Below are 14510 nucleotides of genomic sequence, written 5' to 3' on the forward strand. Positions count from 1 at the left end.
CTATATGGCTATAGGTTTTCCTCGGCAAACTCAGCCAGACGGCTGCGGACAACGCCATTGAGATAGATGTTGGCACTGCCTTCGAAATTCTTGAAACGCTCGACGATATAGGTCAAGCCCGACGTCACAGGAGAAAGGTAACTGGAGTCAATCTGGGCCAGATTACCCGAACAAACTAGCTTGGTGCCCTCCCCACAACGGGTGATGATGGTTTTGATCTGGGAGGCGGTGAGGTTCTGGCACTCATCCAGCAATACAAATGCATTTTGGATAGAACGCCCGCGCATAAAGTTAATTGATTTAAATTGAATATTGGCCTTGTCGAAGATGTACTTCATCGATCCATCGGTACACACATCGTTTTTGTGTAATGCCTCCATAGTATCGGTCACCGCAGCGAGCCAAGGCATCATCTTCTCTTCCTCGGTACCCGGTAGGAAACCAATAGACTCTGCGATTTCTGGGGTATTTCGGGTCACGATGATCTTGTCATACATGCCTTTTTCGATCACTTGCTCCAATGCCGCCGCCATGGCTAGGATGGTTTTACCACACCCGGCAGGCCCGGTTAGGATCACCAAGTCAATCTTCGGATCCATAAGAGCATCGAGAGCCATTCCCTGGTAGATATTTTTCGGGTGGATCCCCCATGCCTGTTTGCTCAGCAACCGTTCATGGCCGATGTCTTTCAAGGTCAGGGTTTCCCCATCAATAGACTGGACCCGACCGGCAAAGTCACTGTCCTCATCAATTAAGTACTGGTTAATAAACGGTGCCTCAAACAATTCTGAAGGCAGGGTATGGACAGTCGAGCGACCTTTTTTCTCCGAATAACACTCACCGACACGTTCCCAGAAGTTTCCACTGAATTGGTAGAACCCTTTGGTCAGCATTTTGACATCGTCAATCAACTGATCGGAACGGTAATCATCGACATAATAAACACCGGCCCCTTTGGCGCGCAGCCGCATATTGATGTCTTTAGTGATCAGCACCACGTCACGCGGCGCATAATGGGACTGGAGAAATAACACGCCATTGAGGATACGGTTGTCTCCTGCCTTGTCAGCAAAAGCGTGGACCGTTTCAGTCACCTCATAATCAGCAAAAATAGAAACCTTTCCTAACTCACCTCCTTGTGGGCTTAGCGGGATCCCCTCGGCAATTTGCTCAGGGGTGGCATCGCGGAAAATATCTTCCAAGGCTCGGATAGCAATACGGGCATCACGTGACACATCACGTTTGCTGTCCTTGATACGATCGAGCTCTTCAAGCACCGTCATCGGGATGACGACATCATGCTCTTTGAAAGAATAAACAGCGAGGGGTTCATGAAGTAGTATATTGGTGTCGAGAACGAAAACTTTCCTACCAACTTCATCCATAGGTACCTCCTTGGTAACAAAACGGTGGTTGTCCCACCTGAGTATTTCCTGTGCCCGAATTAACGGGGTAGTTACTATTAAAGACCGGAGATAATTAAATAAATGTGACAGTTACAGTTTGGTACTTTCTTGTCATATTGACCGTGACCTTGCTCACGGCATGCAGTAACATTACTCCCCTTTTTTACCGGTGCGATTACTGGCTACACTTATATACCAATACGCGCTGCCAACGGCAGGTGATGGATACCATCTAGTACGGTATTACTTTGAGTGTAGTTCAAAAATGCAGGCGCATCGGCTTCGCATTTTCCTTGATTTCAAATAATTAGAAGGTTTTAACCACTATGCCATTTGCTTTGGGTCAACGTTGGATCAGTGATACTGAAAGTGATCTGGGTCTAGGTACGGTCGTGGCTGTCGATGCCAGGACCGTGACTCTAATGTTCTCTGCCAGTGAAGAGAACCGCCTTTATGCTCGCAACGACGCTCCAGTGACCCGTGTAATGTTCAATGTCGGTGATGTGGTTGAAAGCCATGACGGCTGGTCGCTCAAGGTCGAGCAGGTCGATGAAACCGGCGGCGTCTTTACCTATATCGGTACCCGTACCGATACCGGCGAGGAACATGTCGCACTGCGCGAAATTTTCCTTAGCAACCAAATCCGCTTCAACAAGCCACAAGACAAGATGTTTGCCGGTCAGATTGACCGTATGGACCGCTTTGCGTTGCGCTACCGTGCCCTGAAAAACCAGTACGAGCAGCACAAGAGTCCGCTCCGTGGTCTATGCGGTATGCGTGCCGGCTTGATCCCGCACCAGCTTTATATCGCCCATGAAGTTGGTCGCCGTTACGCACCGCGCGTTTTGCTTGCCGATGAAGTTGGCCTCGGTAAGACTATCGAAGCCGGTATGATCATCCACCAGCAGGTACTGTCTGGCCGTGCCGAGCGTATCCTGATCTTGGTACCTGAGACCCTGCAGCACCAGTGGCTGGTCGAGATGATGCGCCGTTTCAATCTACACTTCTCGATTTTCGACGAAGAGCGTTGTGTCGAAGCATTTGCAGATTCTGCCAACCCGTTCGACACCGCCCAATACGTATTGTGTTCACTGGACTTCCTGCGCAAGAGCCGCCGCCGTTTCGAACAGGCACTGGATGCCGATTGGGACCTGTTGGTTGTCGACGAAGCCCACCATCTTGAGTGGAGCGAAGACAAACCAAGCCGCCAGTACCAAGTGGTGGAAGAGCTAGCAGAAAAAGCGCCGGGCGTATTGCTACTTACCGCAACCCCAGAGCAATTGGGCCATGAAAGCCACTTTGCCCGCCTGCGCCTGCTTGACCCGGATCGCTTCTACGATTACGAAGCCTTTGTCGAAGAAGAGCGTCAATACGCTCCGGTTGCCGATGCGGTCTCGCGCCTACTCTCTGGCGAAAAACTGGATGACGATGCCAAGAACACCTTGGTTGAGCTACTGCCAGAGCAGGATATCGAGCCGATGCTACGTATTATCGAAGCCGGTGACATCGACCCAGAGCAACAGCAAACCGTTCGCCACGAGCTAATCGACAACCTGATGGACCGCCACGGTACCGGCCGCGTGCTGTTCCGTAACACCCGTGCAGCGATCAAGGGCTTCCCGCAGCGTCACCTCAACATGTACCCGCTGGCACTGCCAACTCAGTACCAAACCGCAATGCGTGTTGCCGGTATGATGGGCGGCAAGATGAGCGTGGAGCAAAAAGCCTTCAAACTGCTGTACCCGGAAGATATCTACCAGGAGTTCGAAGGCGACTCTGCGACTTGGTGGCAGTTCGACCCACGCGTCAACTGGTTGCTGGATATGCTAAAAGCCAACCGCCAGGAAAAAGTGTTGGTGATCTGCTCTCGCGCCCAAACCGCGCTTATCCTTGAACAAGCCCTGCGCGAGCGTGAGGGGATCCGTGCCACCGTGTTCCATGAAGGCATGTCGATCATAGAGCGTGACAAGGCGGCAGCTTACTTCGCCCAGGAAGAGGACGGTGCCCAGGTACTGCTGTGTTCAGAAATTGGCTCTGAAGGCCGCAACTTCCAGTTTGCCAACCAGTTGGTGATGTTCGACCTGCCGAACAACCCGGATCTGCTGGAACAACGTATTGGCCGCCTTGACCGTATCGGCCAGAAGCGTGATATCGAAATTCATGTCCCGCACCTTCAGGGCACCTCGCAAGCCCTGCTGGCTCGCTGGTACAACGAAGGCCTTAACGCCTTTGAAGAAACCTGCCCGACCGGCCGTGCTGTGTACGATGCCTTCAGCAGCAATTTGCTGGAACTACTGGCCAGTGACAAACCTGATGGCGAGCAACTCGATGAGCTCATCGAACAAAGTGCAGCGATGCACAATGAGCTCAAGGGCAAGTTGGAGCAAGGCCGTGACCGCCTGCTGGAAATCCATTCCAACGGCGGCGCTGATGCGCAGCAGTTGGTTGAAGAGATCAGCGGTAAAGATGGCGATACCAACCTGGTAACCTTTGCCCTTGGCCTGTTTGACACTATTGGCCTTAACCAGGACGACAAAGGTGAAAACGCCATCGTGGTGACACCATCGGAGCACATGATGGTCGCGAGCTACCCTGGCCTACCTTACGACGGTTGTACCATCACATTCGACCGTGACACCGCACTGTCACGTGAAGATCTGCACTTCATCAGTTGGGAACACCCGATGATCCAGGGTGGTATTGACCTGCTACTGTCCGAAGGCGTAGGTACCACAGCGGTATCACTGCTGAAGAACAAGGCGCTACCAGCCGGTACCCTGCTGCTGGAACTCGTTTATGTAGTGGATGCGCAGGCACCAAAGCAGTCGGGTATCGGCCGCTTCCTGCCAAAAACACCAATTCGTATCCTACTTGATGCCAAAGGCAACAACCTGTCGGCCAAAGTAGAATTCGAAGGCTTCAACCGCCAATTGAGCCCGGTCAACCGCCACCTTGGCAGCAAACTGGTTAACTCGGTGCAGAAAGACATTCACACCTTGATCGAAAGCGCTGAGCAAGTGGTATCCAGTGAGCTGGTGACTATCCGTGATGCAGCCCAAGCCGAAATGGAAGCAACACTGCGTGCTGAGCTTGATCGCCTACAGGCACTGAAAGCGGTGAACCCAAATATCCGTGATGACGAACTAGAGCTAATCGAAAACCAAATCGAAGAGCTGACAGGCTACATCGCCAAAGCGCAAATCCAACTGGACTCACTGCGTTTGATTGTCGTTAGCCACGGCTAAACTAACCTTACCGTCACTGCCAACCAAGCCGCCTTTTCGGGCGGCTTTTTTACACCCACAGATTTACTATCAAGGATATTGCCTTATTGGCAATTGTTGATATTATCGCCGCCTTCCCGTTTCACGGACCTTTTCACAGATCAAAGCTATGAGCACACTGCCAGAAATAGACTATAACCCAGCCAAGGATCCTTGGCTGGATATCCTTTATCAGGACGAAGACATTATTGCGGTGAACAAGCCATCGGGCATGCTCTCTAACCCTGGCCGTGACCCAGCCTTTTATGACAGCATCTGGTCACGAGTCCGGGCCGATTATCCCGATTCGCACCTGATCCACCGCCTTGATATGGCAACCTCTGGACTCATTATCCTCGCCCTCAACAAGCAGGCTGAGCGCAACCTCAAAATCCAGTTTCAGGAGCGCCGAACCGAAAAGGTTTATTACGCCCGGGCATTTGGGGAAATAGCCTTGGATAACGGTACTGTCGACCTACCGCTGATCTGCGATTGGCCGAACCGGCCAAAGCAAAAGGTCTGTTACGACGATGGCAAGCCTTCGGTCACCCATTATCAGGTGCTTGAGAGAAGTGAAAACACCAGCTTAGTGCGCCTACGTCCCATCACAGGCCGCTCACACCAGTTGCGGGTTCACCTGCTCGCTCTGGGCCATCCAATTCTCGGTGATGGCTTCTATGCCCACCCAGAGGCCAAGGCGATGGCACCGCGCCTGCAACTCCATGCCGCAGAGCTGAGTTTCTTCCATCCGCGCAGTGATGAGCCGATGCACCTGTTTGCGCCGTGTGAGTTCTTTACCAGCGCACCACAAAAGACCCTACCGGATCACTATTCCAAACCATAGGGCTTGAGTTGGCTATCGTGGATAGTGTGTACTGCCCCACTATCCTCGAACCTAAATTAGCGAGCCATGGAACAGATTGTTTTTCTCGACCGCGACACGATACCGGCCCATATCACCATTCCTTCCCCTAGTTTTGAACACCAGTGGAGACAGTATCCGTCCTCCAGCCACGAGCAAGTTATCGAACGGCTAGAAAATGCGACGATTGCCATCACCAATAAAGTCGTCCTCGATGCAGACATATTGGCAAAATTACCCAAGCTAAAGATGGTTGCTGTTGCCGCCACCGGTACCAACAATGTCGATCTTACCTACTGCCGTGAGCATGGCATCACAGTGAGCAATATCCGTGGTTATGCAGTAGATTCGGTACCCGAGCATGCCGTCGCGATGATGTTCGCCCTGCGGCGCAACCTGCTAGGCTACCATCAGGATATCCAGCAAGGCGTATGGCAAGAGAAGAAGCAGTTTTGTTTTTTCACCCACCCAATCAATGATATCCGCGGGGCAACACTAGGGCTTATTGGCAGCGGTGGCTTGGGGCAAGCAATGGCAACGCTCGGCCGCGCGCTGGGAATGAAAGTCATATTTGCAGAGCGAAAGAGTGCAGAGACGTGCCGTGAGGGCTACCTGCCATTCCATGAAGTACTGGCACAGGCCGATGTGCTAAGCCTGCACTGCCCACTGACAAGCGAGACACACAACCTGATTGGCAGTGGCGAACTGACACAAATGAAAGATAGCGCAATAGTGATAAACACCGGCCGCGGGGGCTTGGTCGACGAACAGGCCCTGGTTGATGCCCTGCGAAACGGCGACATCGCCGGCGCCGGGTGCGACGTATTTACTGAAGAGCCTGCCGGCGATGACAACCCGCTAATTGCCAACAGCGACTTGCCTAACCTGCTACTCACCCCGCATGTAGCCTGGGGTTCGGACAGTGCTATCCAAACCCTCGCCAACCAACTCATCGACAATATCAATGCGTTTACGGCAGGTGAGCCGAAAAATGTAGTTTAGGGGCTCTGGGAGCCGAGTAACAAAAAACCCACACAGTCAACTGTGTGGGTTTTGCTTTTCCTCGAGCCTAAGGCCTGCTTTTCCCAGGACCAAGTCCCTACTTAAACCCCTTCTCCTTGCGGATCAGATCATAAGCAGCCTGAAGCTCCTGTGTCTTCTGTTTGGCCAACTCCATCATTTCTGGCGGCAAACCTTTGGCAGCCAGTTTGTCCGGGTGGTGCTCGTTCATCTGCTTGCGGTAAGCGCGTTTGAGCTCTTGTGCAGAAGCTGTTTCCGGCACCCCAATCAACTCAAACGCATCAGCCAACTGGTCTTTAGTCGGTGCTTGTCGGAAACCGCCACCCTGCTGCTGGTACTGCTGGTGGAAACCACCTTGCTGAAAACGAAACGCGGCTTCTTGCATATGCAACCGCTGCTCCAGTTGCTGGGCAGAAAAACCCAGAATCCGCGCGATCACGTGCAGTAATTTTCGCTCACTCGGATGCAACGAGCCATCTGCAAACGCCGCCTGAATTTGCAATTCGAGGAAGAACTGCAATAGGTCTGCCCTACCTGCACTTCCCTGACGAACCCGCATTAGGGTCTCTTCAAGCGGAAAATGCTCTTCCTTACCTTCTCGGAACGCTTCTTGGGCTTGACGGCGAGACTCGCCCTGTAAGCCCATTCGATCCATATACACACTGGCAACACGGATCTCTTCTTCTGTGACCCGTCCCTTGGCTTTTGCTACGTGGCCCATCACGGCAAACGCAGCATAGAAAAAGGCGGCCTGGTTCTCTGCTGAGCTCTGCCCACCGGAAAAACCGCCAAATCCTCCACCGTAATAAATTTTTGCACGTGCTTTATCGAACTTATGGCCCAAAAAGAGACCTAACAACAAACCAAACGGCCCGCCAAGGAGGAAGCCAAAAAATGCCCCAAGTATTTTGCCCCAAACCTGCATTCGCTACTCTCTGGTAATTTGCTAAATTTAGAAATATTTCCCATGCATTACACCCGATAGCAAAAGCCAAAAAATGAGCCAAAAGATGCCGTCGGATAGAATTTGCATTATCATAGCTGGCATTTACTGGGAAAGCTTGTCAAAACCCAGTCAACAATAACAAATGCGCTAAAAACTTTATTACAGGAACGTTTAGTTAGATGTCATCTACTTCCCGCAGCTTACTGGCGACCATGATCAGCCTGGCACTTTTCGGCCCGACGGTGGCTTACGCAAACCAAGCCGCCCCAGAGAGAGCCAATGGCGACTCTGCGGTCAGTGATGAAACTGACGAACTGGCCATGGTGCGTGGTACGTGTATTGCTCCAGAGCAAATGCCGGCTGATCCGAATAACGAACCAATTAAAGTCACCGCCGACCAAGCTGAAGCTCTGAATAACCAGAGTGTTACCTATACAGGCGATGTCATTGTCCGTCAGGGAAACCGAACCGTTGTCGCTGATGTTGCGACCCTTGAGCAGCCATCAAATGATGTGACGGCCGAAGGTAACGTCTACTTCCATGACGGTACCATTGAGGTTTACTCCGATCGTATCCAGAGTAATTTGGATACCGAAGATTCGCAGATGGACAATGCGGTCTATAACATGACCTGTGAAGCTGGTCGTGGTGAAGCAGAGCGTGTGACCAAAAACGGGATTTCTTACTACCGCTTGAAAAACGGTACCTATACGACGTGTCCACCAGGAGACAAAAGCTGGCAATTCTCGGCGACCAGTATCGAGCGTGAAGCAGACTCCCCCTTTGCCGACCTCTACAATGCCCGTTTCGAAGTGGCCGATGTGCCCGTATTCTATATGCCGTACCTTCGTGTACCCGTTGGTGATGAGCGCCTGACAGGTTTCCTATACCCCTCTGTCAGCTACGGTTCCCGTGATGGTTTTGAGCTTGAAACCCCTTTCTACTGGAACATCGCGCCCAACTACGACATGACCATTACGCCGAAGTACATGAGCAACCGGGGTTTGCAGCTCAACTCCAAGTTCCGCTATTTGACCGAGCTCGGCACGGGCCAATTGGAAGGGGAGTATCTTGGCAACGACAAAGAAGCATCTGCCGGTGATAGGGACACCCGCTGGGGCTTTAACTGGTCCCATACCGGCCGCTATAACCAGCACTGGTTGTTCGAAGTAGACTACAGTAAGGTCAGCGACCCTACTTACTTTGAGGATATCGATTCCAGTATCGGTAACCGTGAAGACAGTAACCTGCTGCAAACCGGTTCTGTGTCCTACCGAGATAACTATTGGGATTCAACACTGCGCGTCAGGAACTTCCAGCCACTGACGACAACCGGACTGTCCTCAAACTATCGCTTGATGCCACAGGTCGAAGTCAACTACTACCGGGATGACATACCCTACGGACTAGACTTCCACCTTAACAGCCATGTCAGCCGCTTTGAAAATGATGATTCCTCAAAGCCTGAAGCAGATAGGGTACACTTTGAGCCGACCCTGACTTTGCCATATGCTACCCCATGGTGGTCTGTGACCAGTGAAGCCAAGCTGATGTATACCTATTACAATCAGGACTTTGACCCAGGCACAAACCCTGAGCTATCAGAAACGGCCTCTCGCACAGTACCAAGTATCCGTATCCACAGTGGCCTATACCTCGAGCGAGATACCTTGCTGTGGGGCGATAGCTATACTCAGAGTTTAGAGCCTCAGATTCAGTACCTGTATGTCAAAGACGTTGAACAAGACGATATCTTCGCGTCTTACGATACCACTTTGATGCAAACTGATTACTACGGCTTGTTTCGTGACAAACGCTATTCCAGTGTTGACCGTATTGCCGCAGCTAACCAGTTTACTGTCGGAGCCTCGACCCGTTACTTTGACAGCAACTTTGTTGAGCGCTTCAATTTGTCTGTCGGCCAGATTTTCTATATCAATGATTCAGGACGCAACCTAGATACAAATAACGAAGCCAGCCCTAACTACTCAGCCACAGCCTTGGAGTCAGACTTCAATTATGATGACTGGCTGTTCTTCCACGGCGGTTTGCAATATGACGCTAGCAAGAAAGATCTCCAGTTTGCCAATGGGGCGATTGAATACCGTGAAGGCGGTACCTATAGCCAACTTAACTACCGCTATATTTCCAAAGAGTACCTATTGGAAAATATTCAGGACCCAGGCAGCCTTAACAGCTACACCGAAGACGGTATTTCCCAGCTCGGTTTTTCAACGGGCTTCCCTATTTACGATGGGGTGACACTGCGTGGTGACTATTACCACGACCTAACCGAAAACCAGATGATGGAAGGGCAAATCAGCCTTAACTTCCGTACGGCTTGCTGGATGATCAGCCTAGGCTACAACGAGTACCTGAAAACAAGGGCGGATGTAACAACTAGCCCTGCTGAATATGAACAAAACTTCAGTATCTCATTTAGCTTGCTCGGCTTAGCGGGTGTTCCGGCTATTGGCTCAACCAGTGATGGTAATGCCATTAGCTACGGTCGTCCTTTCTACCTCAATAATTAATAGATGGAAGGGGCATCCCTTCCAGCCAAGATTTAACGCGCTTTGCGCCAGATGGAAACAAATTATGAAAAATTGGAAGTCTAGCTTGCTCGGTATTGCACTACTGGGCCTTTCTGCCGGCACCGTTGCCGCCCCCCAAGAGCTCAATCGTATTGTTACGATCGTCAACGACAGCGTTATCCTACAAAGCGACGTCGATGCCATGCTAAAAACGGTCCGCATGAATGCTGCTGGGCAAAACCAGCCCCTACCGCCGGATGATGTGCTGATCAGCCAGATTATGGACCAACTGATCATGGAGACCCTTCAACTCCAGCAAGCTGCACAGTTCGGGATTCGTATTGACGACAACCGCCTTGATCAGGCGATCAACCAGATGGCTGCCGAGCAACAGATGACTGTCGGCCAGCTGCAGCAGATGCTGGCGGCCAATGGCATCAGCTACTCGATTTTCCGTGAACAAATGCGCCGCGATATGACAGCGAGCGAAGCCCGTACTATCCAGGTACGCCGCCGGATCAACATCCTGCCGCAGGAAGTGGACACTCTTGCAGACCAACTCAGCCAGCAAGAGCAGCAAGGCGTTCGCTACAACATCAGCCACATCCAACTGCGTGTTGAAGAAGGAGCAAGCTCTGTCGAGCGTGACGAAGTCGCCAAGGAAGCCCAGCAACTGGTCAATGAGCTAAAAGATGGTGCTGACTTTGCCAACCTGGCATACAGCTACTCGAAAGGACCAAAAGCGTTACAAGGTGGTGAATGGGGCTGGATGCGCAAAGAAGAAATGCCAACCATCTTTGCCGATCAAATCCAATCTCAGGGCACCGGTGCTATTGTCGGGCCTTTCCGCAGTGGTGTGGGCTACCACATCCTGAAAATCAACCAGGTTGATGGCCTAGAAACGGTATCGGTTACTGAAGTTAACGCCCGTCATATTTTGGTGAAAACTTCCGTTATCCTTAGCGATGACGGTGCTAGGGAGCAGCTAGAACAGGCCCGCCGTTCGATTTTGGCCGGCGAACGCAGCTTTGCAGATGCCGCACAGGCACTAAGTGCCGATCCGGGTTCAGCAGCTAATGGCGGTGAACTGGGCTGGCAGACACCAGACCTGTATGTTCCTGAGTTCAAAGAAAAAGTAGAGACACTGCCAGAAGGTATGATCAGCGAACCATTCAAGACGGTACATGGCTGGCATATTGTTGAAGTTCTCGACCGCCGCGATGTCGACCGTACCGATGCCGCCGTGAAGAACCGTGCCTACCGCATCCTGTTCAGCCGTAAATTCAACGAAGAAGCTCAGGCCTGGTTGCAGGAACTGCGTGCTGAAGCCTTTATCGAACAACCGGAACGTGCCGATGACCAAGGTTAAACGTATTGCTATCACCCCGGGCGAGCCTGCTGGTATTGGTCCGGATTTGGTGCTTGCCCTTGCCCAACAGGACTGGCCGCACCAACTTGTTATTTGTGCTAACGCCCAGCTTATGGTAGAACGTGCAGCCCAACTCGGGTTGCCGTTGGCTGTCAAAGCCTATGACCCTAGCCGGGTTGCCGAGCCTCACCAGGCTGGCACCTTGGTCATTGCCGATCTCCCTCTGGCAGCCACAGTGGAGGCCGGCACGCTCAACGAGCAAAACGGCCACTATGTACTCCATACTCTGGAACGGGCAGCTGAAGGGTGTATGAACGGTGAATTTGCAGCCGTCGTTACCGGCCCGGTCCATAAAGGGGTTATCAACCGAGCTGGGGTATCATTCAGCGGGCATACCGAGTTTTTTGCCCAGCAATCCAATACAGCCCAGGTCGTTATGATGCTGGCTACCGAAGGGTTGCGGGTGGCTTTGGTGACAACCCATATCCCTTTGTCATATGTGTCAAAGGCCGTCACCGAAGAGCGGCTACAGCAGGTTATTCGTATCCTGCATGCTGATCTTGTCAGCAAGTTCGGCATCGCTGAACCTAAAATTTATGTCTGTGGTTTGAACCCACACGCTGGCGAAGATGGTTGCCTGGGCACCGAGGAGATCGATGTGATCAGCCCGGCCCTGGAACAACTCCGCCAACAGGAAGGCATGGATCTGATTGGCCCACTGCCAGCAGATACTATCTTCCAAGAAAAATATCTGGCCGATGCCGACACGGTACTGGCTATGTATCACGATCAAGGGCTACCTGTGCTGAAATTCAAAGGCTTTGGTAAATCCGTCAACATTACGTTAGGCCTGCCCTTCATCAGAACTTCAGTAGATCATGGTACCGCACTGGAACTCGCCGGTACTGGACAGGCGGACACGGGTAGCCTTTGGACAGCGCTATCACACGCCCTCGAATTGGTAGAAAAACAAGCATGAGCAGCGATCAAGTCCACCTAGGTCACCGCGCCCGTAAGCGCTTTGGCCAGAACTTTTTGAATGACCCATACATCATTGATGGCATTGTATCTGCCATCAACCCTCGACCTGGCCAAAACCTGGTTGAAATCGGCCCTGGCCTTGGTGCAATCACCGAGCCGGTTGGCAAAATGGTCGACAAATTCACGGTTATCGAGCTTGACCGTGACCTAGCCGAGCGTCTTCGTAACCACCCGGATCTTGCTGAAAAGCTGACTATCCACGAAGGTGATGCGATGCGTTTCGACTTCACGCAGCTACTTAAAGAAAACAACAAGCTGCGTATTTTCGGTAACCTACCGTACAACATCTCTACACCGCTGATCTTCCACTTGCTGTCATTCCACGAGCACGTTGAAGACATGCACTTCATGCTACAGAAGGAAGTTGTTAACCGCCTAGCAGCGGGCCCAGGTAGTAAGGCTTACGGCCGTTTGACCGTGATGACCCAATACTACTGCCGCGTCATGCCTGTTTTGGAAGTGCCGCCAGAGTCATTCAAGCCAGCACCAAAGGTTGACTCAGCCGTTGTACGCCTAACGCCATATGAAACCTTGCCACATCCATGTACTAACCTTAAATGGTTGGATCGTGTTTGCCGTGAAGGCTTCAACCAGCGCCGCAAGACCATCCGCAACTGCTACAAGGCACTGCTGACAGGCGAACAACTGGAAGCCCTTGGGATCAACCCAAGTATGCGTCCGGAAAACCTGACGCTAGAACAGTTTGTCGGCATGGCAAACTGGCTGGATGCAAACCACACCAAGTAAGCTTGCGTTCGCCAGTGACATTGATAAAACTACCGACCCGGTACACCGGGCCGGTAGGTTGCCAAGGAAAGGAAGCATAACAATGACAATGACCGTAACGCCGACCATCAAATGCCGGGTCGTCACCCACTACATCGAAGACCAATCCGAGCCTGATAACCAGCGCTATGTCTTTTCCTACACCATCACCATCGCCAATTTGGGAGCAGGCCAAGCCCAGTTACTCAGCAGGCGCTGGCTGATCACCGATGCCAACGGCAAAAAGTTGGTCATTGAAGGTGAGGGGGTTGTCGGTGAGCAACCGACTATTCCGGCCAATGAAGAATACACTTACACCAGCGGTACTATCATTGAAACACCACTAGGGGTGATGCAGGGGCATTACGTCATGGTCAATGAAAACGGTGACGAGTTTGTCGCCGAGATCTCCCCCTTCCGCTTGTCAGTGCCCAACATACTGCACTAAAGGATCACTATGTCGACCTACCTTGTTGGCGATATCCAGGGCTGCCTCGATGACTTGCGCCAACTGCTTGATACCGCTAGTTTCGACCCGCAGCATGATCAACTTTGGCTTACCGGTGACCTTGTCGCCCGCGGGCCTCTCTCGCTCGAAACCCTGCGCTTTATCAAAGGTCTGGGCAAACAAGCAACAACGGTACTGGGCAACCACGACCTCCACCTGCTCGCCGTTGCCCAAGGCATAGCCAAAAATAAGCCCAAGGACAAACTGCAGCCGATCCTCGATGCACCGGACCGGGACGAACTCCTCAACTGGTTGCGCCAGCAGCCCCTGCTTGCCGAGCATCCCGAATTTCCGTTTGTCATGACCCATGCAGGGGTGCCCGCCTGTTGGAACCTACAGCAAGCCAGGGAACAAGCCAGGGAGGTTGAGAACGTACTCCAGGGTGAGGACTATCTTTGGCTGTTAGAGAATATGTATGGCAACGGCCCCGATGCCTGGTCGGCAGACCTGCAAGGTATCGAACGCTACCGCTTTACCATCAATGCCTTTACCCGAATGCGCTTCTGTTATCCGGACGGCAGGCTCGACATGGCGTGCAAACTGTCCCCTGAAAATACATCCGACAACCAATTGGTTCCTTGGTTTACCCTCAAACGCCCTGAGATGAACAAGAGAATGATTTTCGGTCACTGGGCAGCTCTAATGGGTTACGAGGATGACCACGCCATAGGACTCGATACAGGCTGTGTATGGGGCAATAGCATGACACTACTTCGCTGGGAAGACGGTGCCCGTTTCGAGCAAGCGTGCCCGGTCCATGCCTGATAGATGGCGTTGATAACAAAAGAGGCTTGCC

General features: G+C 52.1%; 11 protein-coding genes. 9 read left to right on the forward strand and 2 right to left on the reverse strand.

Annotation, left to right across the window (positions count from 1 at the left end):
• Positions 1-8: 8 nt before the first annotated feature.
• Positions 9-1385: a PhoH family protein gene (locus C9J01_RS18470; protein WP_107299614.1), complete on the reverse strand. Its 1377-nt coding sequence runs from the start codon at positions 1383-1385 to the stop codon at positions 9-11.
• A gap of 347 nt (positions 1386-1732) precedes the next feature.
• Here C9J01_RS18470 and rapA point away from each other — a divergent pair, with 347 nt between their 5' ends.
• The 3 genes from rapA to C9J01_RS18485 all read left to right on the forward strand — a co-directional run bounded on the left by rapA (position 1733) and on the right by C9J01_RS18485 (position 6533).
• A complete protein-coding gene (rapA, locus tag C9J01_RS18475) occupies positions 1733-4651 on the forward strand; it encodes an RNA polymerase-associated protein RapA (RefSeq protein ID WP_107299615.1) in 2919 nt (972 codons plus the stop codon).
• 148 nt (positions 4652-4799) lie between these two features.
• Positions 4800-5513 (forward strand): bifunctional tRNA pseudouridine(32) synthase/23S rRNA pseudouridine(746) synthase RluA, encoded by a 714-nt coding sequence (gene rluA, locus C9J01_RS18480; protein ID WP_107299616.1) that lies wholly within the window; start codon positions 4800-4802, stop codon positions 5511-5513.
• 66 nt (positions 5514-5579) lie between these two features.
• Positions 5580-6533, forward strand: coding sequence for a D-2-hydroxyacid dehydrogenase (locus tag C9J01_RS18485; RefSeq protein ID WP_107299617.1), 954 nt, complete (start codon positions 5580-5582; stop codon positions 6531-6533).
• A gap of 97 nt (positions 6534-6630) precedes the next feature.
• Here C9J01_RS18485 and djlA read toward each other — a convergent pair whose 3' ends face one another.
• Entirely contained in the window at positions 6631-7476 is an 846-nt protein-coding gene (djlA, locus tag C9J01_RS18490) for a co-chaperone DjlA (protein ID WP_107299618.1), read from the reverse strand.
• 200 nt (positions 7477-7676) lie between these two features.
• On the opposite strand from djlA, the gene lptD reads away from it, so the two are divergent.
• The 6 genes from lptD to C9J01_RS18520 all read left to right on the forward strand — a co-directional run bounded on the left by lptD (position 7677) and on the right by C9J01_RS18520 (position 14479).
• Positions 7677-10031, forward strand: a complete 2355-nt coding sequence (lptD, locus tag C9J01_RS18495; RefSeq protein ID WP_107299619.1) for an LPS assembly protein LptD — start codon at positions 7677-7679, stop codon at positions 10029-10031.
• Positions 10032-10095: 64 nt separating this feature from the next.
• On the forward strand, positions 10096-11400 hold the full coding sequence (surA, locus tag C9J01_RS18500; protein ID WP_107299620.1) for a peptidylprolyl isomerase SurA: 1305 nt from the start codon (positions 10096-10098) through the stop codon (positions 11398-11400).
• Positions 11387-12379, forward strand: coding sequence for a 4-hydroxythreonine-4-phosphate dehydrogenase PdxA (gene pdxA, locus C9J01_RS18505; RefSeq protein ID WP_107299621.1), 993 nt, complete (start codon positions 11387-11389; stop codon positions 12377-12379). Before surA ends, pdxA begins: the two co-directional genes overlap by 14 nt.
• Complete coding sequence (gene rsmA, locus C9J01_RS18510; protein ID WP_107299622.1) at positions 12376-13188, forward strand: 16S rRNA (adenine(1518)-N(6)/adenine(1519)-N(6))-dimethyltransferase RsmA; 813 nt, start codon at positions 12376-12378, stop codon at positions 13186-13188. Before pdxA ends, rsmA begins: the two co-directional genes overlap by 4 nt.
• An 82-nt stretch (positions 13189-13270) precedes the next feature.
• Complete coding sequence (gene apaG / locus C9J01_RS18515) at positions 13271-13654, forward strand: Co2+/Mg2+ efflux protein ApaG (RefSeq protein ID WP_107299623.1); 384 nt, start codon at positions 13271-13273, stop codon at positions 13652-13654.
• Between the two features lie 9 nt (positions 13655-13663).
• Positions 13664-14479 (forward strand): symmetrical bis(5'-nucleosyl)-tetraphosphatase, encoded by an 816-nt coding sequence (locus tag C9J01_RS18520; protein ID WP_107299624.1) that lies wholly within the window; start codon positions 13664-13666, stop codon positions 14477-14479.
• The last annotated feature ends 31 nt before the right edge of the window (positions 14480-14510 follow it).

This window comes from Photobacterium rosenbergii, assembly GCF_003026455.1.
GTDB classification, from domain to species: domain Bacteria; phylum Pseudomonadota; class Gammaproteobacteria; order Enterobacterales; family Vibrionaceae; genus Photobacterium; species Photobacterium rosenbergii.

Coding starts and splice junctions, on each gene's coding strand:
- C9J01_RS18470 (WP_107299614.1), bottom strand. CDS start 1,385: ATGGATGAAGTTGGTAGGAAAGTTTTCGTTCTCGACACCAATATACTA.
- rapA (WP_107299615.1), top strand. CDS start 1,733: ATGCCATTTGCTTTGGGTCAACGTTGGATCAGTGATACTGAAAGTGAT.
- rluA (WP_107299616.1), top strand. CDS start 4,800: ATGAGCACACTGCCAGAAATAGACTATAACCCAGCCAAGGATCCTTGG.
- C9J01_RS18485 (WP_107299617.1), top strand. CDS start 5,580: ATGGAACAGATTGTTTTTCTCGACCGCGACACGATACCGGCCCATATC.
- djlA (WP_107299618.1), bottom strand. CDS start 7,476: ATGCAGGTTTGGGGCAAAATACTTGGGGCATTTTTTGGCTTCCTCCTT.
- lptD (WP_107299619.1), top strand. CDS start 7,677: ATGTCATCTACTTCCCGCAGCTTACTGGCGACCATGATCAGCCTGGCA.
- surA (WP_107299620.1), top strand. CDS start 10,096: ATGAAAAATTGGAAGTCTAGCTTGCTCGGTATTGCACTACTGGGCCTT.
- pdxA (WP_107299621.1), top strand. CDS start 11,387: ATGACCAAGGTTAAACGTATTGCTATCACCCCGGGCGAGCCTGCTGGT.
- rsmA (WP_107299622.1), top strand. CDS start 12,376: ATGAGCAGCGATCAAGTCCACCTAGGTCACCGCGCCCGTAAGCGCTTT.
- apaG (WP_107299623.1), top strand. CDS start 13,271: ATGACAATGACCGTAACGCCGACCATCAAATGCCGGGTCGTCACCCAC.
- C9J01_RS18520 (WP_107299624.1), top strand. CDS start 13,664: ATGTCGACCTACCTTGTTGGCGATATCCAGGGCTGCCTCGATGACTTG.